This is a genomic window from Bradyrhizobium sp. STM 3843, assembly GCF_000239815.1.
In the GTDB taxonomy this organism is placed as follows: domain Bacteria; phylum Pseudomonadota; class Alphaproteobacteria; order Rhizobiales; family Xanthobacteraceae; genus Bradyrhizobium.
Genome location: NZ_CAFK01000299.1, coordinates 109,366 through 130,529, shown reverse-complemented (window position 1 = coordinate 130,529; position 21,164 = coordinate 109,366). Strand labels below are relative to the sequence as shown.

Genomic DNA, 21,164 nt, shown 5'->3' with positions numbered 1-21,164 from the left:
ATGGTCTTGGAATTCCAGTCGCCGACCACGGCAATCATTGCAGCTCCTGTTCCCCGCGCCGCGCGCGGCACAATCTGGATGATTGGTGGCATGTTCGCCGCGTGCGCGGCGGTGATGTGGCTGTTCCCGATCGACAGGGTTGTGACGGCGCGCGGAAAGGTAGTCTCCCGGGCACCGATGGTGGTCGTGCAGCCTCTGGAGACCTCGATTGTCCGCTCGATTAATGTGACGGAAGGACAAAGCGTTCACGCGGGCGACGTGCTTGCTCGGCTTGATCCGACCTTTACCAGCGCCGATGTCGGCGCGCTGCAGGCACAAGTCGCGAGCTTGCAAGCCGAGGTGGCGCGCATGCAGGCCGAGGTGGAGCAGCGGTCCTTCCAGTATTCGGGGACTGATCAGCCAATGTTGCTTCAGGCTGGCATCTACGCGCGGCGCGAGGCGGAACGGAGGTCCAAGCTGGAATTCTATCGACAGAAGATCGATGCCCTGGCATCCACAGCGGCGCGGTCGACCGCGGATGCCAAAGCCTTCCGCGAGCGGCTAGCCGTTGCCCAAGCAGTGGAGGCCATGCGCAAGAAATTGGAGGCATTGCAGGTCGGAAGTCAGCTCAACGCCTTGATCGCGACCGACAGCCGGCTCGAGATTGAGCGCAGTCTGACCACGGCTCTCAATACAGCGGAGAGCGCCAAGGCAGAACTTGCCGCGATGATCGCTGAGCGTGACGCCTACGTTCAAGACTGGCATGGCCAGATCGGCCAAGCGCTGTCGGAAGCATCTCGTAAGTTGAGCGATGCGCGGGAGTCGCTGAACAAGGCGCTGTTGCGGCGCGAGTTGATCGAAATGCGCGCGGACCGGAATGCCGCCGTGCTGACGATTGCCAGGGTTTCAGAGGGCTCCGTTCTGCAAGCGGGCGAGCAGCTGATTACGCTGGTGCCCGATGATGCACCGCTCGAGATCGAAGCGGACATTGCAGGGCGTGATCATGGCTTCGTCCGCATCGGATCCCCTGTCGCTGTCAAGTTCGACACCTTTCAGTCGACACAGTACGGATTGGCTTATGGAACGGTTCGCACCATCAGCGCCGATAGTTTTGCCGTGGAGGACAGCACGAAAGCCCGCACCGGCGCTAGTCCTGTGAACCGGGCCGGCGCCGAGCCCTTCTACCGTTCGCGCATCACTCTCGACCGATTGATGCTGCACGACCTGCCGGCTGGCTTTCACATGATGCCCGGCATGCCGGTTGCCGCCGACATCAAGGTCGGCAAGCGCACCGTGATGGCTTATCTGCTTGGCCGGATACTACCAGTGATGTCGGAAGGGATGCGCGAACCGTGAGATGCACCGAGGAAGGGACCGCGGGTCGCAAATGCGCAGCTACGAGACGAGCACGTATTCTCGATCGTGTTGTCGGCCTGCTGTCGTCATCGGCAGCATTACGACGTGCGATCCGACTGAAGAAGCAGTCTCAGACAACACGGGCCTTTGCGCTGTTCGCCTTTGCCGCCGATGCCGGCATCGCAGAGGCCGCATACGAGGTCGGGCGCTGCTATCTGGAGGGGTCTGGCGTCCCGCTCAGCGTCGCCGAGAGCGCGCGCTGGCTCACGCGCGCCGCGGCTCAGGAACATGTCGAGGCCCAGTGGTTGCTCGCGGCACTGCACATTCACGGGGTTGGCGCCGGAGCGGACCCGCAAGCCCTTGCAGGCGAGTCCACGTCCACAAATCTATTCCCAGCGAAGCGAGCGCCGGCTCCCGACTTTGTCGCGGCGGAAAAATGGGCGCGGCGGGCAGCCGAGCGCGGCTCCGCGGACGGACAGGCCGTGCTTGCCTATATCCTGACCTCTGGCCCGGAATCGATGCGCAACCCGGAAGAGGCGCACGCGTGGTATAAGCGCGCCGCCGAGGCCGGTTGTCCTCAGGGCGCGCTCGGATATGCGCAGTCGCTGGCTCGATCAGTCAAGGATGAGGAAGGGCGGCGCAGGGTTGTCGAAAATCTCCGTCGTGCTGCACAGGCCGGATTGGCACCAGCGATTCATCTGCTTGGCGTGATGACCGAACACGGTTGTGGAACGGAGCGAGATCCCGCGGCTGCCGCCGAGCTCTACCGGCAAGCGGCTGCCAAGAACAGTCGCTCGGGCCAGGCAAACTGGGGACGCATGCTGATGCAAGGGCTTGGAGTCAAACCAAACCCGGCAGAAGGTGAGTCGTGGCTCCGCAGGGCGGCACTGGCCGGCGATCCGGATGCGGCGGCGTTTGTCGGCGACCTCTACGCCAAGAGAGGGGCGTTGCCGCCCAATCATGCAGAAGCGGCCATCTGGTTTCGCCGTGCGGCAGAAGCCGGCCACCAGACGGCGGCGCGGGCGCTCGGACTGCTTTATTTGACTGGCGCCGGGGTGGCGTGCGACCCGAAAGAGGCGGCGAGCTGGTTGCGCATCGCCGCCGATGGCGGCGATGCGCAGGCTCGGGTGGATCTCGCCAATCTTCTCTTGCGAGGTTTCGGCGATGGGCGCGCCGAAGACCTGACCGATGCGCGCCATTGGCTTGAGCAGGCGGCTTCGGCCGGTAATCTGGTGGCGGCGCTCAACTACGGCCTCTGTCTGGCGGAAGGGGCCGGCGTTGAGCGCGATGATCGGCAAGCGGTCCGATATCTCCGCCGTGCCGCCGATGGGGTAGCGAACGCGCAATATTGGTATGGCCGCATGCTTGTCGACGGGCGTGGTACCGAGGCCAATGCCGAGGCAGGTCGTGCCTGGATCGCGCGCGCTGCCGCGGTCGGCATTGCGGATGCCGAGGCGGCTCTGGCGGAAATGATGGTGAATGGCCGCGGCGGACCGCGCGATCATCTCGCGGCAGCCGCGTTGTTCGAGAAGGCGGCCGGCAAAGGGCACGTTGGCGCGATGTACGCGCTGGGCGTGTTGAGCGGCGGTGGACATGACGTGCCGACGGATTCGCCGGTGGCGCAGCATTGGTTCCGAGCAGCAGCTGAGCGGGGCCATTCCGAAGCTCAGAAGATGCTGGATCGATATTTGGCGCAAGGGTTGGCGGGCGAGCGGGATCTGGAAGCAGCACGTCTGTGGCTGGGGCGTGCGTCAGCTCAAGTCCTGGCGGACGCTGGGCTTGATCTCGCTTCGAAACAGTTCGTGCCGCCGACGCAATCGTCTGAACGAATGCGCCGTCCTATCCATCTAGCAAAGCTCTGAAGCTGCTATGAGCAGTCTGCGACCTGGATCGCGAAGCCAAAACCCTGCGATGGAGTTGATGTCATGCCGAACTGCATGCGTCGTGTTCTCGTCATCGAGGACGATTCGCAGACCGCCAATGAGCTTGGTCGTTGCTTGGGTTCCGCCGGCTATGATGTTACGATCGCGACTGACGGCGAGAACGGCCTGCGCTTTGGTCGCTCCGCCGAATATGTTGTGATGACCGTTGATCGTGCCTTGCCGGGCATCGATGGGATCGAAGTGATCCGGCGCCTCAGACAATACGGGATCGGGACACCTGCGTTGATCATCAGCGCGCTTGGCCAAGTCGCCGATCGCGTGGACGGCCTGCGTGCAGGCGCCGACGACTACCTGGTGAAGCCGTTCGCCTTCGTGGAAATGCTGGCTCGTGTTGATGCGCTCTCCCGGCGGAGCACTTCGGTCTGGCAGGAAACAACGCTGCGGGTGGGGGATCTGGAAATGGACCTCGTGGCTCGAACCGCGTACCGGGCCGGCCGACAGATCGGGTTAAGGCCCCGCGAATTCAGGCTCCTCGAGTACCTTGCCCGCCACGCTGGCGAGGTCATCACACGAAACCTGCTGCTGCAGCACGTCTGGGGTCTGGATTTCGATCCTGCGACGAATCTGATTGATGTTTACGTCGGACGTCTGCGAAGAAAGATCGACAGCGAACAGGCCTATCCGCTCATTAACACGGTGCGGGGTGTCGGGTTCTGTATCCGGTCCGCGGCGTGAAGCATGGCAGTTGGATATCGGGATTCGTGGTCTAAGCATCGAGTTCCTCCGGCCGCTTTGTGCGATGAGCCCGCCGAATACGCGATTGAAGTGCGGAAGTCGCGGTGGATCTGAAAGTGCAACGCTGGTTCGACGATCCGTCGAGCATATGGCGATGGGTGATCAAGCTGGGTTTCTGGCGCGGTGATCTGAACGGAGCGGGTGCGCCGCGTAGCCCCGACGGTGAGCTGGCTTGCCGAGCCGTAGCTCGCTAGCCCGTTGGGCTCGGCGCGGCATCCTTCACTCACTTCGCGAGCGAAGGCTGGTGCCCGGCAAGACTCGAACCTGCAACCAAACCGTTATGAGCGGCAGGGTATCGATCGCCGTCGTTGAGTTTCCTTCGTTTTCATTCGGGTTCGATCGCGTTCGTCACGGTTAGTTCGCGCTGTTTCTGGAGCGAAACTAGTGCGGTTATTCGCGCTGGAAAGGAGTTGCATGGTGCGCTCGAACGCAGGCCTCGCTTCCTTTGTGCCAAAGGCAAGCCGAACCAACCGGCGATTAAAGATGTCGTAACCGGAAAGGAGTTTCCGCTTCAAACTCGCGCGCGGGACGTAGGTTGCTGTTTACGCTGGCTAGGTGGCTTCGCAGCGCGGACATCGGCCGTCCGCTGCGGCGACGAGCTGCCGCCCGATCTCACGCCGCAGCGCTTCCCTGTCCCATGTCGATCCGTCGCTCTTGGTGATCCTCTTGGCGAGTTCGAGCGCGTGGCTCTCGGCGGCATCGTCTCCCACCCGGATGAGGACCTCCTCGTGGAACGGGCACACGGTCGTCGCGCGGGTCGTCTCGAGCGCGTAGCGTACAACGGCCGCGAGGTCGTCACGGTGAAGGTCCACGGACATCATGGCTCTCCTGAGCACCACGATGAAGCTTTCGGATCGAGGGTCGAACGCAAATCAGCCCCGGCTTCCGCAGAAGGAGCGCCGAGGCTGATTGTTCGCTGCGTCCATTTTCCGGTTCTTTTTTCCAGTTCTTTGGCAGTGAAACCCGCGGTGCCAAGTTTGGTTCCAGCGAACCTGCCGGGCGGCCGCTCTCCGAGCCGGCCCTCTTGTTGCGGTTCTTGGCGCAGTCGACAGGCGAAGACTCGGAGTGTCTAAGAGTCCGGGCTCGCCTCCTCGCGCAATCGGCGTCGTAGCGCCCTGATGCAGTTCATTTGCTAGGCCCGCCCCTGCGGTTCGCCTTGACCCACCTCAACTTCCGGAGAGAGCGCTAAGTAATGATCCGTAACTTCGCCGATGGGCGGTGAGGGCGCATGTTCGCGGCATGCGGCGGCAGATCCTGTTCAAGTGCCCGCGCACGGGAATAAGCGTTCAGCTCCGGCTGGACGAGGAAGCCCTGGAAGCGCGCAAACCCGAAGACACCCACGTCCCGGTGTGGTGCCCGGCGTGCACATCGCTGCACTTCGTCAACAGCACGACGGGCCAGCTTCTCGGCGAAGCGCGGGGGCAGCCCGGGTCGCGTCGTCAGGAGCCGACCTGATCCGTCGCGTCGGCGGTCGCATCCACTTGGCGCGGGTCCGGTCGGACGACGCGCGCGCGATCGTGCTGCACACTTTAATCCCGGCGGCCGCTTTCGGCGCAGGCTCGGTTGGCGCCGGCCTTCATCAGCGCGGCGCCTTCGGCCATAGTCTCCAGCGCGCCAATGCGCTGGACCCGCGCCGACAACCGCGAGGTCGGCCTGGCGCCAACGGGTCAGTCGAAAATGCGTCCGCGACCAAGGATTGCTTTCGGGTCGAAAACGGACTTCAGCAGACGCATCGTCCTGAGTTCCGCGGGGCTTCGAGAAAGGTGCAGCCAAGCTTTCTTGTCGATGCCGATGCCGTGCTCGGCCGAGATCGAGCCGTTGTGTCGGGCGACCAGGTGATAGATCTTCTCCGCGGCTTCGTGGTGTCTGGGGGTTCGAATGACATAGTGCAGGTTGCCGTCGCCGACGTGGCCGAACACGATCAGTTCGGTTGAGGGATCGATGGCCCTCAGCTCGGCTTGGCCGTCCCGAAGAAAGTCCACGATCCGATACGTTGGAACGCTGATATCGAGGCCGACGACATGTTGAAGACTACGGACATAGTCGGCACAGGAATCGCGCATATCCCACAACGATCGGAATTCCCGAGAGGATTGTGAAACGACCCCATCGAGTGCGAGACCGTCTTCGATTTCCTGCATCAAGCAGGAAGCAAACGTCTCGACGATGGACGCCTCGCTGACGGACTGGACTTCGGTGAGCACGTAGGCGGGGGCGGTTGTCCGGATCGGTCGCGGAATGCCGAGAAACCTGACGACACCATCAACCGCTTCTGGAAGCATGAGTTCGAAGGCCGACAGAGAAGGACCAAGAGCTCGTCGCAGCCGGCCAAGGAGGCCCAACGCCGCCTCGACGGACGGCACCGCTAGGAAGGCGTTGGCTTCGGCGACGGGCTTGGGATGCAAACGCAGCCTCGCACGAGTAACAACGCCCAGCGTGCCCTCGCTGCCGATGAACAGCTGGTTCAGATCGTAGCCGGTGTTGTCCTTGTCCAGACCCCGCAGTGAGGAAAGTATCGTGCCGTCGGCCAGGACCGTTTCCAGGCCTGCGACCTGAGCCCGGAACATGCCATAGCGCAACACACGAATGCCGCCGGCGTTGGTTGCGATATTGCCGCCGATGGTCGCCGTCCCCCTGGATCCGATATCGACCCCGAAAACATGCCCGGCCGCGTCAGCCGCCTCCTGCACAGCTTGGAGCGGTGCTCCCGCTTCCACGAGGATTGTGGCGCCGTCCTCAGAAATCTCTTCTACGGCGGTCATGCGCTCCAACGACAGAACTGCCTCGCCTCCGACGACACGATGCGCGCCCGAAAGGCCGGTGCGACCGCCTTGGACGACAAGTGGCTGCTCAAGCTCGTTGCATGCGGCGAGGCATTCTGAAACCTCCGCAGTTGACCTTGGTCGAAGGACAAATCGCGGCGGCGCAGAGTGCTTTCCCCTGCGGTCTTCCCGATAGCGCGCGTCGACCGGATCGCCGACCAGAAGCGCACCTCGCGCCAACTTGTTGGACAAGCGCTCGAGCAGGACCTGAAGGGCCGGTTCAGGAGCGGCCGGGTTGGCGCCAGACTTGATCGGGTTCACGGCACCGTTGCTCCAAGAAAACGCAAGGTCCAGGTTAGTGTCACCCGCCTGTTTGTCAAACCTATCACTGCCGCAGCTCGCCGCGGACATCGTGGCCGGCAAGATCAAGGGGCGCGTCGTGATTGATGTGAAGGCGTAGGGTCGCCTCTCAAGGCAGGATATGCCGCCGGTCGGCTCGAATAACCAAGGGCAGCGCCGATGGCTCGGGCTGCCTCCATGACGTGAACCGAATACTCCTTGATCTGCTTGCGCTTGATGCGCGTATCAGGCCCGGACATGCCGATTGCTCCAACGAGCTCACCGGAGCGCCCGAGGATCGCGCAAGCACAGGCCGCGATGCCCTCGCGCCACTCGCCATGCAACACGGAGGAGTAACCCTGCGCGCGTGCCAGCTCGATGTCCTCACGCAGCTCCTTGATCGTCGTTCGTGTCGTTTCGGTGTAGCGCCTGAGATGCGGCCGGAATCGTTCCAGGTAATCATCAGGCATATGCGCGAGCATCGCCTTGCCCGTCGCCATGGTGAACGCGGGGGCGCGCATGCCTACGCTCGTATGCGCGCGGATGTGGTGAGCGCTTTCGATCTTGTCGACATAGACGACGTCCGTATCCTCGAGCACGGAGAGATGAATGGTTTCGCCGGTGATCTCGGCAAGCTTCGCCATCGCCGGCCGCGCGACGTTGATGAGGTCCATTCGGTGGATCACGTGGCTGCCCAGGGCCCAGATCTTGGTCGTGAGCTCGTATGTGCTGTGCGGGGGTATCTGGCGCACATAGCCGTGTGACTGCAACGTCATCAGCAGCCGATGCACGTTGCTCTTGGTGAGCTTCAGCTCGCCCGCAAGGTCCGTGACCCCACGGGGCTGCTCGCTCAGAGCAAGTGCTTCCAGGAGGCGCAGTCCTTTGGTAAAAGCCTTATCCATCCACCAGCCAAATTAGAATGATCTTTCGCTTGATCTAGCATGGCCGCGCAATCGGCCATAGCCCGCGGGTGGGACCAACCCCAATCATTTCGGATCGGGGCTGGTCAGCCGGCCTATTGGGCCAGCAGGGCGTTAAGCTTCTCCTGCCCGTACTCTTCGTTGGTGGAATTTCCTGCCGGCGAAGCTGCGCCCCAATAATCCGGGCTCCATTCGATTGCTTTCGACACGTTGTCCGGATTGTTGGCCCAGTAGCGGGCAAGCTTCTTGTCGGTCGCCGCCTCGAACACGATGGGGGAGGGAAGGGCGACCGGGAAGGTCGAAGTGAGCTGCGCCGCGCGCTTGGCCTCGAGCCGCCAGGACAGCAGCTTCAGCGCGTTGTCGTAGTTCGGAGCTCCCTTGGGTATCGAGAAGAAGTCGTAGTAGACGAAGCCCTGATTGAAGGTCAGGTCGATCGGCGCGCCCTCCAGGGCGAGCTTGCTCATGGAGCCGGTGTAGGCCATGCACATGTCGGCTTCGCCATCGAGCAGGAGCTGGGGCGGCTGCGCGGCCGTGGTCCACCATTTCGCAATATAGGGTTTGATCTCCTTGACCTTCTTCAGCGCCCGCTCCATGTCGATCGGGTAAAGCTTGCTCTTCTCCACGCCGTCGGCCATCAGCGCCGCCTCGAATACGAACCTCGGCCAAGCGGGCATGCAGCGTCGTCCGGGAAACTTCTTCACGTCCCAGAAGTCGGCCCAGCTCGTCGGTACATTGTCCCCCTTGTACTTGTCTTTGTTATAGACAAGGCCGACGCCGATCACCTGCAATGCCACGCCCTTCTTGCGCTTCAAATTCTCCGGCATCGCCGCCAGGGTCTGTTTAGCCGCGTCTGACAGCTTGGAGTAGTCGATGTCGGCCAGGCAGCAGTCGCCGAGCAGCTTCGTTTCCTGGTCGAAGATGAACGTCAGGTCCCATTGCGCCTTGCCGGCTTCGGCTTGCGCCTTGATGCGCGGGCCGCTACGGGCCTCCTGTACGGTGACGACCTTGATGCCGGTCTCCTTCTCGAACGGGTCGTACATGACCTTGCGCAATGCATCGCCGTATCCGCCACCTGGGTCCTGCATGATCACGACGTTGCTCTGCGCATGACACGGGGCCGTTCCCATCGTGACAAACACGGCAGAGGTCAGAGCGAAAGCCGATAGTCGCAAGCGTCTCATTCCCAGCATTTATCTTTCCTCCATTTGACATCGATCTGTATCACGCCGCCTTCCGCGACGTGGCGAGAACGGGCCGTACAAGGACGAGTCCTGCGATTACCAGCAGCACCTCCAGCGTCGAGACCACGGCCAGCACCGGATTGAGGCGATAGTTGATGTCGCCCCACAGCATGAGCGGAAGCGTCTTCAATTGCACGCTCGAGAGGAACAGCGTCAGCACCAATTCGTCGAACGAGTGCAGGAAGGCGAAGAACGTCGCTGCAGCGAGGCCCGGCATGATGGCCGGCATCGTCACGAGGCGGAACACCGTCAGAGCCGACGCGCCATGGACAGAGGCCGCCTGTTCGAGCCTCGCATCGACGCCTTGAAGCGAGGCGGACAGGATCACCACGACGATGGGAAGGCCGCCGATCGCATGGGCGGCGGCGAGGCCAAAGACGGAGCCGACGAGATCGAAACGCAGAAACAGGCTGTAGAGCGACAGGCCGAGAACGACCGGAGGAACGATGATCGGGCTCACCAGAAACAGCATGATGGCGGATTTGCCGCGAATGCTGCTCCTGACGATGCCGAGTGCTGCCGACGCGCCCAGCATGATCGCAATGCCGGCCGACATCGCCGCGACGATAAGGGATGTCCAGAACGCCCGCATCCAATTGGAATCGGAAAAGAACTGCTCATACCAGCGCAGCGAGAAGCCCGGCGGCGGGAAGGTCAGATAGCTTGCGTTGCTGAAGGAAATGATCATCACCACGATGATCGGCAGGATGAGAATGGCAATGACTATGCCCCCCATGACGCGCACGCTCCAGGTCCCGCAACTCGCTGGCAGGCGCCCGAACAACCTCAGAATAGGCCAACCGATCAGGTCGGCAGCTGAAGCGCCGAGACCGTGATGTCTGGCCTTGGCGTAGCGGTCTGTCGGAATTGGCGCGTTCTCCGTCAGCTTGCGGCCACCCCAGATGAACTCGAAGCCGAGAAAGCGCCCGGCCACTGCGACAACCGCCAGCGTGATGGTCAGGAGCACCACGCCCAAGGCCTGCAAAAATCCTTCTGATGTGACCGAGTCTGCCTGCTGCGTGATATGCATGGCGAACATCTGGTCGCCGGGGCCTCCGAGCAGGGTCGGCGTGATGAAGAAGCCGATCGCGGCGACGAAGACCAGCAGGAAGCCTGCGCCCATGCCGGGCAAGGTCAGCGGGAACGATACGCGCCAGAATGCCGCGATCGGCCCGGCGCCGCTCGCCAGCGCCGCTCGGGGCAGGCTTTGATCAAGGCGCGCTACGCTGGAATAGATCGTCAGCACCATTAGCGGCAGGAGCACCGCGGTCATGCCGAGCAGCACGGTGCCGCGATTGAAGAGAAGCTGCACAGGCTCGCTCAATATGCCGAGCGAGACCAGCAGCTTGTTGACCGGCCCGTTGCGGCCGAGCAGGACCATCCAGGCATAGGTCCGGATCAGGATGGCAATGAAGTAGGGCAGTACGATCGCGGTCGCGATCAAGACCTGGGCCATGCCGCGACTGCGGTGAATGAGGAGCGCAGTCGGATATCCGAACAGCAAGCACAGACCTGCGACCGTCACCGAGATCTGCATCGTGCGGACGAGCGAATCCCAATAGAGCGGTATCGCGAAGACCCGCTCGAAATACGACGACCATGATGGCCCACTCACGCTGATCCGGATGAGATCGATCAGCGGGAGGACATAGATGAAGGAGAGAAAGGCAAGCGCGGGCAGGAGCAGCAGCGCCGGATCCTTCAATCTCCTTACAAGATCGAGGTTCGCAGGACGGTCCGCATGGATGCCGATCGATGCGGAGGTCATGCAAGCACCCAGCAGTCCGCGGCGTCCCAGCTCACGTGGAGGCGATCCCCGACGGCGGGCTGGGGCCGGTTGGCCATGTCGGTACACCTGATCAGGAGTGGCTCTCCGCTCTCCATTCGCGCCTCGATCCGCAAGATCTCGCCGAGGAAGATCGCGGATGTGACGCTGACCGGCACGGAATTCGCAGTCGGTTCGTTCGACACGGCAATGCGTTCCGGACGCACCAGCACGGTCGCACGCCCAACATCGATCGTGTCGCGGCTTTCGGCGCAGAACACGTATCCCGCGCGGTTCTTCATCGTCAGCGTTGATCCGCGCTTCTGGAGAATATCCGCCTCGATCAGGTTGCTCTCGCCGACGAACGAGGCGACGAAGCGGTCGGTCGGATGCCGATAGATGTCCAGCGGCCGGCCGATCTGAACGATCCTGCCGGCGTTGAGCACTGCAATGCGGTCGCTCATCGTCAGCGCTTCTCCCTGGTCATGGGTGACGAACAGGATCGTGCTGCCGATGGTCTGGTGGAGGTCGCGGATCTCGATCTGGATCGACTCCCGCAGCCGCCTGTCCAGGGCGCTGAGGGGTTCGTCCATCAGCACGACCTTGGGCCTCTTGACGATGGCGCGGGCGATCGCGACGCGCTGCTGCTGCCCACCCGACATCTGGGAAGGAGATTTCGTCGCATGCTCGGTCAGCCGCATGATTTCGAGCGTCTCCGCGACGCGTCGCTCGGTCGTCGCCCGGTCGACGCCGGCCATGCGAAGCGGAAACGCGACGTTCTGGCTGACCGTCATGTTCGGAAAGAGCGCGTAGCTCTGGAAGACCATGCCGAAGCCGCGCTTGTGCGTAGGTACGTTGTGGACAGGCTTGCCGTCGACGAGGATTTCGCCGCTGTCGAGGCTTTGGAATCCGGCCACGAGGTTGAGCAGCGTCGTCTTTCCGCTGCCGGAAGGGCCAAGAAGCGTGATGAACTCGCCCGGCTCAATATCGATGCTGATCCGGTCGACGGCATGAAAGCTGCCGTATCGCTTCACCGCTTCGCGGACGGCGATGCTCGATCCGATGGCGTCACCTTCGCGGAGGCGGCCGGTCCGCGACGTCCGAACGTTTGCATCGCCGGAGCGCATTGCGCGCAGAGCCGCGGGCTCACCCATTCTCTCCCTCCAGGTGTTCTATATTGTAGAACGTTATTCCAATTATTCTTGGCGCTGCGTCATGTCTTGTCAAGTCGAGCTGCCCGACGCAACGCAATGGCGCGCCCGGTGATTGGTTAGGGGAGGGCGGTGCTGCAAACGAAGGCGTCGCCGGCCAACCCAGATTGACAGTGTCGTCCAAATTCGCCTAACTTAATTTGAAATAGCGTTCTATAATATAGAACAAGCCTCGGGGAGGATGATGGTGTTGAGCGAGCCTCGCGCAATGGCGAAGCACATCGAGCCGGGCATGCGCATGGCGCTGCCGGTCGACTACGCCGGCGTCTCCATGGCCATGACGCGACCGATCATCGAGCATGGCGCGGGCAATCTCCATCTGGTCTGCGTTCCAACCGGCGGATTGCAGGTCGACCAGCTCGTCGGCGCAGGTCTGGTCCGGACGGTGGAGACCAGCGCCGTCTCGCTGGGTGAGGCCGGTGGAGCGCCCCGGTTCAACGCTGCTGTCAAGGAAGGCGCCGTTCGATTGAAGGACGCAACGTGTCCTGCCATCTATGCCGGCTTGATGGCGGCGCAGAAGGGCAGTCCCTTCATGCCGCTTCGAGGGCTGATCGGAACCGACCTGCTCCGCCATCGCGACGATTGGCGGGTCGTCGACAATCCGCTGGCGGACGGAGGCGATCCGATCGTGCTGATCCCAGCCATCGAGCTCGATGTCGCGATCTTCCACGTGCCGATGGCTGATCGCTTCGGCAATGTCTGGATCGGCCGGCGCCGCGAGCTTGCCGCAATGGCCTATGCCTCGCGGATTGTCCTCGTCACGGTGGAGCGAATCGTCGAGGAGAATCTGCTTGCGGATGAGATGAGCGCCGCCGGCGTACTGCCTGCGCTCTACGTCACGGAGGTGGCGCGCGCTCCGAAGGGGGCTTGGCCCTACGGCCTGTGGGGTGAATATCCGGCCGATAGCGCAGAGATCGCACGGTACGCGAAAGCCGCGCGAACCGCTGACGGCTTCTCGGCCTACATGGCCCAGGCGCTGATGGAGTCGGCGTCATGACCGAGGTCCTTCCTCGCGAAGTGCTGATCTGCACGATCGCGCGGCTGCTAGATGGGGTGAGGCATGTCGCGGTCGGAGCCTCGTCTCCTATTCCTGCGGCCGGCGCGATGCTTCTGCGCGCGCTCAAGGAAACGGGGGGCGTCATCGGCCCGCGCATTTCCATCCTCGGGTCCGTCGAGCACAATTTCTTCACCAACGGTTCGGCGGAACTGTTCGATTGCGCGGGTCAAGGTCGGATCGATGCGTTCTTCCTCGGCGGCGGTCAGATTGACGGCTTCGGCAACGTGAACCTCGTCGGCGCCGGGAGCTATCCGCGCTCGAGCGTGCGGTGGCCGGGCTCGTTCGGATCGGCCTATCTCTATTTCGTCGTGCCGCGCGTCATCCTGTTCCGTGAGGAGCATACGCCGCGCGTCTTCGTGGAGAAGGTGGACTTCATCAGCGCCCCGGGCGTCAGCGAGGACGGAATTTACCGACGCGGCGGCCCCGTCGCCTTGCTGACCAGCAAGGGTCTCTTCCGCTTCGACAAAAGCAGACCGGGCTTCGAGCTCGAAAGTGTTCATCCCGGGCATGATCTTGCGGATATCAAGCAGGCAACCGGCTTTCGGTTCGCCCATGACGCCGAGCCGCGGCAGACCGCGCTGCCCGATCGATCGACGCTCGACCTGCTCCGCGGCCGCGTCTTCGGCGAACTCGCCGAGACCTATCCCGAATTCGCTGCGCAGATGCGACAAGATCTTGCGGCGGTCGACGCATGACCAGGGTCAAGCGGGTCCCGCATTGCAGCCATTGGGGTGCGTACACGATCCTCGTCGAGAATGATCGCATTGTGGGCGTCGAGCCCTTCGAGCACGATCCGGCGCCGTCCCCCATCATCCATTCCATTGCCGAATGGGCCAATCCGGAGCGGCGCGTGCTGAGACCAATGGTCCGGTCCGGCTGGCTGGACAAACGTGAGAAAAGCGATCGCCGGGGCCGGGGCCGGGAGAAATTCGTGCCGGTGAGCTGGGACGAATTGACGACGCTGGTCGCAGGCGAAGTGCGACGCGTGGCCGGTACGTTCGGCAATGCGTCGATCTTCGCTGGCTCCTATGGTTGGACCAACTCCGGCCGTCTGCATCATGCTTCTTCGCTTCTGAAGCGCATGCTCAATCTGGTCGGCGGCTTCACCAGACACGTCGACACCTATTCCATCGCGGCAGGACCTGTGATCTTGCGTCACACGCTGGGCAGTGACGATGCATGCGGCGGCCGCGCCAACACGCTCGACAGCATCGCGCAGCACACCGAGACCCTGGTGGTGTTCGGCGCCCTGTCGCCGCGAACCGCGCAAAACGAGGCCGGTGGAATCGGCAGCCACCGGCTTGAAACCTATCTCAGGGAAATCGTCGAACGCGGCGTCAAGATCATTCACGTCTCGCCGCTCAAGGACGATCTGCCCGACTGGGTCAACGCCGAATGGTGGCCGATCCGGCCGAACACGGACACTGCGTTGATGCTCGGCCTTGCCGGTGAGATCGTGGAGGCGGGCCGGCACGACACGGATTTCCTCGCGCGTTGCACCAGCGGTGCGGATCGCCTGCTCGGCTATCTCGAAGGCAAGACGGATGGCGTGCGCAAGGAAGCCGCGTGGGCCGCGGAGGTCTGCGGCCTCGATGCGGACAGGATCGCCTTGCTGGCAAAGCGCCTGGTCGACACGCGCAGCATGCTGACCGTGAGCTGGAGCCTGCAGCGTGCCCATCACGGCGAACAGCCGTTCTGGGCGGCGCTCGGACTTGCATCGGTTGTCGGCCAGATCGGATTACCGGGCGGCGGCGTCGGCTACGGCTACGCTTCCTTGGGAGGTGTGGGGGCCCCGCTCAACCTCGGCAGGTCTCCAGCTATTTCACAGCTGACCAGGCCCATTGACAGCTTCATCCCGGTGGCGCGGATCAGCGACATGCTGCTCAATCCCGGCAAGCCATTCAGCTATGAAGGCGAGATCCGCACCTATCCGGATACGAGGCTGGTTTATTGGGCGGGCGGCAATCCCTACCACCATCATCAGGACCTCAATCGATTGTCGGAAGCCTGGACGAGGCCCGAAACAATCATCGTGCAGGACCCGATGTTCACGGCGACAGCCCAGCGGGCCGACATCGTGCTGCCGGCAACCACGTCGATCGAGCGCAATGATCTTGCCGGCAACCTGCGTTGCGACTTCATCCTGGCGATGAAAAAGGCCATCGAACCGCTGGGTGAAGCGCGTTCCGATTTCGAGATATTCAACGCGCTTGCCGGCAAGCTCGGAGTGGCCGATCGCTTTAACGAAGGCCGCGACGAGATGGGCTGGGTGCGGCATCTCTATGACGTCTGCCGCCAAGACGCCGCGGAGCGCTTTGGCTTCGCGATGTGGGATTTCGACACGTTTTGGGAAGCCGGCTATGCTCGCTGCCCGGTTAAGGCAGAACACACGTTCCTGGCCGACTTCCGCAATCAACCGGAGGCGCACGCGCTCAGGACCGCGACCGGGAAGATCGTGCTCGGCAGCGAGACGCTGGCTGCGCTGGACTATGCTGACTGCCGCTCGCATCCCGCCTGGATCGAGCCCGCTGAATGGCTCGGCAACGCCGCCGATGCGGGCCAGATGCACCTTATCTCGCACCAGCCGGTTGGTCGTCTTCACAGCCAGCTCGAAACCGGCGCATCGAGCCGGGCCATGAAGCGCAACGGCCGTGAACGGGCTCGCCTTCATCCTGACGACGCGGCTGCTCTCGGCATCGCCGATGGCGGGACGATCCGTATCTGGAACGGCCGCGGGGAGTGCCTTGCGACGGCAGAGGTCACCGACAAGATCCGTCAGGGCGTGCTGGTGCTTCCGACCGGTGCCTGGTTCACACCGACAGGAAATAGCGGCCTCGAGGTCGCCGGCAATCCGAACGTGCTCACGCTTGACATCGGCACGTCTCAATTCGGACAGGGCTGTTCGGCCCACACCTGCCTCGCGAGAGTCGAGCCGTACGCCGCCGATCGGCGCGATGCGTTCGAGGCCTATCAGGAATCGCTCGTCGCGCTCGCGGCGGTCTAACAGGAGATTTGAACGTGTCTGCGCCCGCCATCAGCCGCTTTCCCGTCCCCGATATCGCGACGCTCCCCGAGGATATCCGCTCGCGGATTGAGGCGGTTCAGGAGAAGTCCGGCTTCGTCCCCAACGTCTTCCTGACGCTCGCGCATCGCCCGGACGAGTTTCGGGCGTTCTTCGCCTATCACGACGCACTGATGGACAAGCCCGGCCCGATCACCAAGGCCGAGCGCGAGATGATCGTCGTCGCGACCAGCAGCGCCAATCAATGCCAGTATTGCGTCGTCGCCCACGGCGCCATCCTGCGCGTGCGGGCGAAGAATCCGCGGATCGCGGACCAGATCGCCGCCAACTATCGCAAGGCCGATATCACCGCGCGGCAAAGGGCGATGCTCGATTTCGCGATGAAGGTCTCAGCGCGAGCCTACGAGGTGGACGACTCCGACGTTCAGGATCTCAAGGAGCACGGATTCGCGGAGGAGGACGTCTGGGACATTGCGGCCATCGCTGCATTCTTCGGCATGTCGAACCGTCTCGCCAACGTCACCAGCATGCGTCCGAACGACGAGTTCTTTGCAATGGGACGCTGAACGCCTCGGACGAAGACCGCGATGGTATCGCTTGTCATCGACAGACGATTCTGGGGGCCCGCCGAACTCCGGCAATGGAGATGTCTCGCCAAGCACGTCGCCGCAGGCGCCAAAGTGACATTGTGCGCCCTACCACCGCCGGAGCGGCCGCTTTCTGAGTTCGCACCAGGAGGTGTTGGCCAAAGCAAGAACCACTCGGCTACTGATCGACCTGCAGGTTCAGTTCGGAGCAATGGCATCAACGAGAGTGGGAGCAGCGTATGACCAGCCGGGAAGCAGAGCGCGAACTTCGTCAGTCCATCATCGACGCCTGTCGCGAGATGGCAGCGCAAGGTATCAACCAGGGAACCTCTGGAAATATCAGCGTCCGAACCGATGATGGCATCCTGCTCACGCCGTCCGGTCTTCCATACGACCGCATGAAGCCCGAGGACGTCGTGGCCATGAAGTGGGATGGTTCATGGACCGCGTCGGCCGGCAACGTTCCATCGACGGAGTGGCGTTTTCACCTCGACATCCTGAAATCGAAGCAGGAGGTCGGCGCCGTCGTTCACGCGCATCCAATCTTCTGCACCATCATCGCGATCATGAATCGATCGATCCCCGCGATCCATTACATGATCGCCGCGGCCGGCGGTAACGACATCCCCTGCGCGCCGTACGCGCAATACGGCACGGCCGAGCTGTCGCAGGCGGCCTTGGACGCGCTTCGCTATCGCCGCGCCTGCCTGCTCGCACATCACGGTCTGATCGCCATCGGTCCCAACCTGCGCAAGGCCATGTGGCTCGCGGTGGAGGTCGAGGTGCTCGCCAAGCAGTATCACGGTTGCCTTCAACTTGGCTCTCCTCCGCTGCTGCCGGACGAGGAGATCGACAGCATCCTGAAGCGGTGGGGGCAGTACGGCTTGCGCGATAGCGACGACACGCCCAAGGCTCCCCAGGACTCGAACTAGATCACGATCAAACCACTGTCCCGCGAGAATTCATGGCCCACACTCACGACGTCAGCGTCTGCGGCACTTATATCATGGATATTCTGGGCGTCCCGGTGACCGAGATTCCGCCCGGTGGCGGCCGCTTGCTGATCGAAGAAATTCGGCTCGCGGTCGCCGGCACTGCCGGCGGAACGGTCGTCCCTTGCGCGCGTCTGGGACTGAAGGCGCTCGCGGTTGGCGCCGTCGGCTCCGACGAGAAGGCAGACTGGGTGTTGAACGCGCTGGAGCGTGAAGGGATCGACATCTCTCTCATGGAGCGAATGGCCGATAGTCCGACTTCGGCCACGATCCTGCCGATTCGACCCGACGGCTCGCGTCCAGTCATGCACGCAAGAGGCGCTTCCGCTCGCTGGCGGATCGCACCCGAAACACAAAAGGCTGCTTGTCGGAGCAAGATTCTGCATCTTGGTGGGGTGGGCTCACTGCTTGCGATGGACGGAGCGCCTTCTGTCGCGTTGCTGCGGGACGCGAAGGCGGCCGGTTGCACGACGACCCTGGATCTCATCCAGGCGCGCCGCGAAACCCTGGCGCTGGTCGAGCCGTTGCTGCCCTATGTCGACTTCTTCATGCCGAGCATCGACGAGACCAATGCCATGGTCGGAACCGACGATCCCGCCGCGTGTGCGCGGTTCTTCATCGACAAGGGGGCGGGGGCCTGCGCGATCTCTCTCGGTGGCGACGGCTCATTCGTGATGACGAGCGACGGACGTCAGTTCACGGTGCCGGCGTTCGAGGTCGCGGTCCGCGATACTTCGGGATGCGGCGATTCCTACACCGGTGGCTTCATCGCCGGGCTGGTTCGCGACTGGGACCTGCTCGACTGCGCCAAACTCGCGACTGCGACGGCCGCGATCGTCGCGACGGGGCTGGGTTCGGGCGCCAATCTCGTATCGTTCGAGGAGACCGTGCGGGCCATGAACACGCTCCCGGTCCGCAAGCCTGCTCGCGCCTGATCTTTTCAGACCATCAAAGAGTTCATCCGAACAACAGGGGAGAACGCAACATGGCCCGACATGCGATCGTGACTGGAGCAAGTCGCGGAATTGGGCGCGCGATAGCCATTGGTCTTGCGGGGCGCGGCTACGATCTGGCGCTGACCGACCTGGCGGCCCAGGAGAGGTTTCTTCTTGATACTGTTGCTGAGGTCAGAGAGCTTGGCGGCCGCTGCATTCCAGTGCTGGGCGATGTCAGCGACATCGACGATTGCAGGCGGGCCGTGGCTGATGCCGTGCAGGGTCTCGGGCACATCGATGTCCTCGTCAACAATGCGGGGATCCTCAGGCTGGCGACCATCGAGGAACTGACGGCCGATACTTGGGACCAGACGTTCGCCGTGAACACGCGCGGCGTCTTCCAGATGACCCAGGCCGTAGTGCCGCATATGAAGGCGCGCAAATACGGACGGATCGTCAACATCGCCTCGCTTGCCGCCCGAACGGGCGGTCCGGGACAGTCGCACTACGCGGCGTCCAAGTCGGCGGTGGTCGGCTTCACGCGAGTTTCATCCATGGAGTTCGGGGGATACGGCATCACTGTTAATGCCGTATGTCCGGGCATCATCGCGACGGAGATGGGACTGAACAATCTCCGCGATCCGGAGCGGGTCGCCTATTTCGAGAAGGTCACGGACCTGCACCGGCTCGGGCAACCGGAGGATGTCGTCGGTCCCGTGGCGTTCTTTGCGTCAGACGATTCTGCCTTTGTGACCGGCCAGGCCTTGAACGTGGATGGAGGTATCTTCTACAGCTGACAACCGGGGGTGACTGTAACCTGTTGCGATCTCGAGGGTCGCTTTCTCGCGGCTTCTCGGAGTTCGTGTTGATCCGTGTAGCGGACTGCGCAGCTTTTGATCCCGCTGTTCGGAGGTTTGTTTAAGGCAAAGTTCCTTCCCAATCCAAGTCCTTGCAGTTGGCCTCGGTTCTTCATTTTGGAAGTCAGCATTTGGAAGCACCGCCCGGTCGGGGACCACGGCCAATGTACGGTTGGATGTTTGCTGTAGCCATTGATCTGCAATGATCGGCTCTTGCTGCAGTTGGGAAAATCTCTTGTAAAATCAACAGCGGCCGCGCGTCTCTTAATCAGCGGGTCCCAGGTTCGAGCCATGGTGCGCCCACCAAACCTTTCAAGGACTTACACGAAGCCACCGTTTGAGAGTGCCGAAGTCACGCCGCCCCCTGCACTTGGCGAGAGCCGTCTGCAACACATAGGCCGGCTGGATGTTTGGGCGCTCTCGTTCGCAACACGGTTCCCATTGCCTTCGTCATCGAGGTTCTCTCCGACGCTGGGAGTGAATCAGGACTACGATATTTGCGAGCGTTCGACAATCAGCAGTTGGATCGGGAAATTACTCGGCTCCGCGACATAAGACCATTCCGACTTCTCCTCCCTCCTACTGTATGCCAAAGTCTTCTCTAACCGCACAACGGGACAAGGGGAAATCCGAATCATGATCATGGATCGTGGAATTGCCGATCCCGACGCGATGGGCGAGGGGGCTGTGGCTGGGCTTCCGTCGCGGCTTCTCAATCGCCGGGCGTTTCTGTTCGGCTCCGCGGCTGGTCTCGCCGCATTGGGCCTGGCCGGTTGCGCATCCGACTACATGAGTCTGGCCGAGGCGGGGAAAGTGTACGGACCTGTGCCCGACGAGAAATTCCCGATCCCTGCGGTCGATGTTAGCAAGATCAATCCGAAATATTTTCGCAAGACAGTGCGCTACGACAGCAATGAGGCGCCCGGTACGATTATCGTCGATCCCGGCAAATACTATGTTTACCGCATCGAAGGCGAGGGAAACGCTACCCGCTATGGCGCCAATGTCGGCCGCGATGGGTTTCGATGGAGCGGGGAGGCTTATGTCGGGCGCAAGGCCGAATGGCCTACCTGGACGCCACCGAAGGAGATGATCGCGCGCCAGCCGGAGGCGGGAAAATATGCTCGCGGCATGCCGGGAGGTCTCGACAATCCCCTTGGTGCCCGCGTGCTCTACCTCTATCAAAATGGGGTGTACACGCTTTACACGATCTATAGCACCAGCGACCCCGAAACGATCGGGAACGGCATTACGAGCGGCTGCACCGGCCTCCTCAGTCAGGACATGATCGATCTCTATTCGCGAACGCCCGTCAAAACGAAGGTGATCGTGCTGCCGGCATAGGCAACCGTCGGCCGCCGGTCCACGTGCCACCTGCTAGTCCCCGGCACCGCCAGCATGGCAGGGCAAAGACCGGGGACTCCGTTAGGGTCGTGCGGACAAGTTATTCATTGTTTTCCGAG

General features: G+C 62.5%; 18 protein-coding genes. 12 read left to right on the top strand and 6 right to left on the bottom strand.

Going from position 1 to position 21,164, the window contains the following annotated elements; genetic code table 11:
• The 3 genes from BRAS3843_RS30950 to BRAS3843_RS30940 all read left to right on the top strand — a co-directional run bounded on the left by BRAS3843_RS30950 (window position 1) and on the right by BRAS3843_RS30940 (window position 3,953).
• A complete protein-coding gene (locus BRAS3843_RS30950) occupies window positions 1-1,335 on the top strand; it encodes an HlyD family type I secretion periplasmic adaptor subunit (protein WP_244425515.1) in 1,335 nt (444 codons plus the stop codon).
• Complete coding sequence (locus BRAS3843_RS30945) at window positions 1,332-3,197, top strand: tetratricopeptide repeat protein (RefSeq protein WP_008973115.1); 1,866 nt, start codon at window positions 1,332-1,334, stop codon at window positions 3,195-3,197. The genes BRAS3843_RS30950 and BRAS3843_RS30945 overlap by 4 nt, the downstream gene beginning before the upstream one ends.
• A gap of 63 nt (window positions 3,198-3,260) precedes the next feature.
• The gene (locus BRAS3843_RS30940) at window positions 3,261-3,953 is read left to right on the top strand and encodes a response regulator transcription factor (RefSeq protein WP_008973114.1); all 693 of its coding nucleotides are present in this window, start codon (window positions 3,261-3,263) and stop codon (window positions 3,951-3,953) included.
• Between the two features lie 611 nt (window positions 3,954-4,564).
• On the opposite strand, the gene BRAS3843_RS30935 is transcribed toward BRAS3843_RS30940, so the two are convergent.
• Window positions 4,565-4,831 carry a hypothetical protein gene (locus BRAS3843_RS30935; protein ID WP_008973113.1) on the bottom strand — a complete coding sequence of 89 codons (267 nt, stop codon included), beginning with the start codon at window positions 4,829-4,831 and terminating at the stop codon, window positions 4,565-4,567.
• Between the two features lie 421 nt (window positions 4,832-5,252).
• Here BRAS3843_RS30935 and BRAS3843_RS30930 point away from each other — a divergent pair, with 421 nt between their 5' ends.
• Complete coding sequence (locus BRAS3843_RS30930; RefSeq protein ID WP_035983350.1) at window positions 5,253-5,468, top strand: hypothetical protein; 216 nt, start codon at window positions 5,253-5,255, stop codon at window positions 5,466-5,468.
• 212 nt (window positions 5,469-5,680) lie between these two features.
• Here BRAS3843_RS30930 and BRAS3843_RS30925 read toward each other — a convergent pair whose 3' ends face one another.
• From BRAS3843_RS30925 to BRAS3843_RS30905, 5 genes are all read right to left on the bottom strand, one after another.
• Window positions 5,681-7,096 carry an FAD-binding oxidoreductase gene (locus tag BRAS3843_RS30925; RefSeq protein WP_244425514.1) on the bottom strand — a complete coding sequence of 472 codons (1,416 nt, stop codon included), beginning with the start codon at window positions 7,094-7,096 and terminating at the stop codon, window positions 5,681-5,683.
• Between the two features lie 104 nt (window positions 7,097-7,200).
• Window positions 7,201-8,016, bottom strand: coding sequence for an IclR family transcriptional regulator (locus BRAS3843_RS30920; protein WP_008973110.1), 816 nt, complete (start codon window positions 8,014-8,016; stop codon window positions 7,201-7,203).
• A 113-nt stretch (window positions 8,017-8,129) separates the two neighbouring features.
• Window positions 8,130-9,224: an extracellular solute-binding protein gene (locus tag BRAS3843_RS30915; protein ID WP_008973109.1), complete on the bottom strand. Its 1,095-nt coding sequence runs from the start codon at window positions 9,222-9,224 to the stop codon at window positions 8,130-8,132.
• A gap of 31 nt (window positions 9,225-9,255) precedes the next feature.
• Window positions 9,256-11,043, bottom strand: coding sequence for an ABC transporter permease subunit (locus BRAS3843_RS30910; protein WP_008973108.1), 1,788 nt, complete (start codon window positions 11,041-11,043; stop codon window positions 9,256-9,258).
• Complete coding sequence (locus BRAS3843_RS30905; RefSeq protein ID WP_008973107.1) at window positions 11,040-12,194, bottom strand: ABC transporter ATP-binding protein; 1,155 nt, start codon at window positions 12,192-12,194, stop codon at window positions 11,040-11,042. Before BRAS3843_RS30905 ends, BRAS3843_RS30910 begins: the two co-directional genes overlap by 4 nt.
• Before the next feature lie 241 nt (window positions 12,195-12,435).
• Here BRAS3843_RS30905 and BRAS3843_RS30900 point away from each other — a divergent pair, with 241 nt between their 5' ends.
• The 8 genes from BRAS3843_RS30900 (at window position 12,436) to BRAS3843_RS30865 (ending at window position 21,045) form a co-directional block, all read left to right on the top strand.
• Complete coding sequence (locus BRAS3843_RS30900; RefSeq protein ID WP_035983419.1) at window positions 12,436-13,248, top strand: CoA transferase; 813 nt, start codon at window positions 12,436-12,438, stop codon at window positions 13,246-13,248.
• Window positions 13,245-14,003, top strand: a complete 759-nt coding sequence (locus tag BRAS3843_RS30895; RefSeq protein WP_008973105.1) for a CoA transferase — start codon at window positions 13,245-13,247, stop codon at window positions 14,001-14,003. Before BRAS3843_RS30900 ends, BRAS3843_RS30895 begins: the two co-directional genes overlap by 4 nt.
• Window positions 14,000-16,312: a molybdopterin-dependent oxidoreductase gene (locus tag BRAS3843_RS30890; protein ID WP_008973104.1), complete on the top strand. Its 2,313-nt coding sequence runs from the start codon at window positions 14,000-14,002 to the stop codon at window positions 16,310-16,312. Before BRAS3843_RS30895 ends, BRAS3843_RS30890 begins: the two co-directional genes overlap by 4 nt.
• Window positions 16,313-16,326: 14 nt before the next feature.
• Complete coding sequence (locus tag BRAS3843_RS30885; RefSeq protein ID WP_035983418.1) at window positions 16,327-16,896, top strand: peroxidase-related enzyme; 570 nt, start codon at window positions 16,327-16,329, stop codon at window positions 16,894-16,896.
• A 260-nt stretch (window positions 16,897-17,156) separates the two neighbouring features.
• Window positions 17,157-17,849, top strand: coding sequence for a class II aldolase/adducin family protein (locus tag BRAS3843_RS30880; RefSeq protein ID WP_008973102.1), 693 nt, complete (start codon window positions 17,157-17,159; stop codon window positions 17,847-17,849).
• Between the two features lie 32 nt (window positions 17,850-17,881).
• Window positions 17,882-18,844 carry a sugar kinase gene (locus BRAS3843_RS30875; protein ID WP_008973101.1) on the top strand — a complete coding sequence of 321 codons (963 nt, stop codon included), beginning with the start codon at window positions 17,882-17,884 and terminating at the stop codon, window positions 18,842-18,844.
• 50 nt (window positions 18,845-18,894) lie between these two features.
• On the top strand, window positions 18,895-19,641 hold the full coding sequence (locus tag BRAS3843_RS30870; RefSeq protein WP_008973099.1) for an SDR family NAD(P)-dependent oxidoreductase: 747 nt from the start codon (window positions 18,895-18,897) through the stop codon (window positions 19,639-19,641).
• Window positions 19,642-20,337: 696 nt separating this feature from the next.
• Window positions 20,338-21,045, top strand: coding sequence for a L,D-transpeptidase (locus tag BRAS3843_RS30865; RefSeq protein ID WP_008973098.1), 708 nt, complete (start codon window positions 20,338-20,340; stop codon window positions 21,043-21,045).
• Window positions 21,046-21,164: the final 119 nt, after the last annotated feature.

What these genes read in the sequence shown, in the direction of transcription:
- BRAS3843_RS30950 (WP_244425515.1), top strand. Translation starts at nt 1, where the DNA reads ATGGTCTTGGAATTCCAGTCGCCGACCACGGCAATCATTGCAGCTCCT.
- BRAS3843_RS30940 (WP_008973114.1), top strand. Translation starts at nt 3,261, where the DNA reads ATGCCGAACTGCATGCGTCGTGTTCTCGTCATCGAGGACGATTCGCAG.
- BRAS3843_RS30935 (WP_008973113.1), bottom strand. Translation starts at nt 4,831, where the DNA reads ATGTCCGTGGACCTTCACCGTGACGACCTCGCGGCCGTTGTACGCTAC.
- BRAS3843_RS30930 (WP_035983350.1), top strand. Translation starts at nt 5,253, where the DNA reads ATGCGGCGGCAGATCCTGTTCAAGTGCCCGCGCACGGGAATAAGCGTT.
- BRAS3843_RS30920 (WP_008973110.1), bottom strand. Translation starts at nt 8,016, where the DNA reads ATGGATAAGGCTTTTACCAAAGGACTGCGCCTCCTGGAAGCACTTGCT.
- BRAS3843_RS30915 (WP_008973109.1), bottom strand. Translation starts at nt 9,224, where the DNA reads ATGCTGGGAATGAGACGCTTGCGACTATCGGCTTTCGCTCTGACCTCT.
- BRAS3843_RS30910 (WP_008973108.1), bottom strand. Translation starts at nt 11,043, where the DNA reads ATGACCTCCGCATCGATCGGCATCCATGCGGACCGTCCTGCGAACCTC.
- BRAS3843_RS30905 (WP_008973107.1), bottom strand. Translation starts at nt 12,194, where the DNA reads ATGGGTGAGCCCGCGGCTCTGCGCGCAATGCGCTCCGGCGATGCAAAC.
- BRAS3843_RS30900 (WP_035983419.1), top strand. Translation starts at nt 12,436, where the DNA reads ATGGTGTTGAGCGAGCCTCGCGCAATGGCGAAGCACATCGAGCCGGGC.
- BRAS3843_RS30895 (WP_008973105.1), top strand. Translation starts at nt 13,245, where the DNA reads ATGACCGAGGTCCTTCCTCGCGAAGTGCTGATCTGCACGATCGCGCGG.
- BRAS3843_RS30890 (WP_008973104.1), top strand. Translation starts at nt 14,000, where the DNA reads ATGACCAGGGTCAAGCGGGTCCCGCATTGCAGCCATTGGGGTGCGTAC.
- BRAS3843_RS30880 (WP_008973102.1), top strand. Translation starts at nt 17,157, where the DNA reads ATGACCAGCCGGGAAGCAGAGCGCGAACTTCGTCAGTCCATCATCGAC.
- BRAS3843_RS30875 (WP_008973101.1), top strand. Translation starts at nt 17,882, where the DNA reads ATGGCCCACACTCACGACGTCAGCGTCTGCGGCACTTATATCATGGAT.
- BRAS3843_RS30870 (WP_008973099.1), top strand. Translation starts at nt 18,895, where the DNA reads ATGGCCCGACATGCGATCGTGACTGGAGCAAGTCGCGGAATTGGGCGC.
- BRAS3843_RS30865 (WP_008973098.1), top strand. Translation starts at nt 20,338, where the DNA reads ATGATCATGGATCGTGGAATTGCCGATCCCGACGCGATGGGCGAGGGG.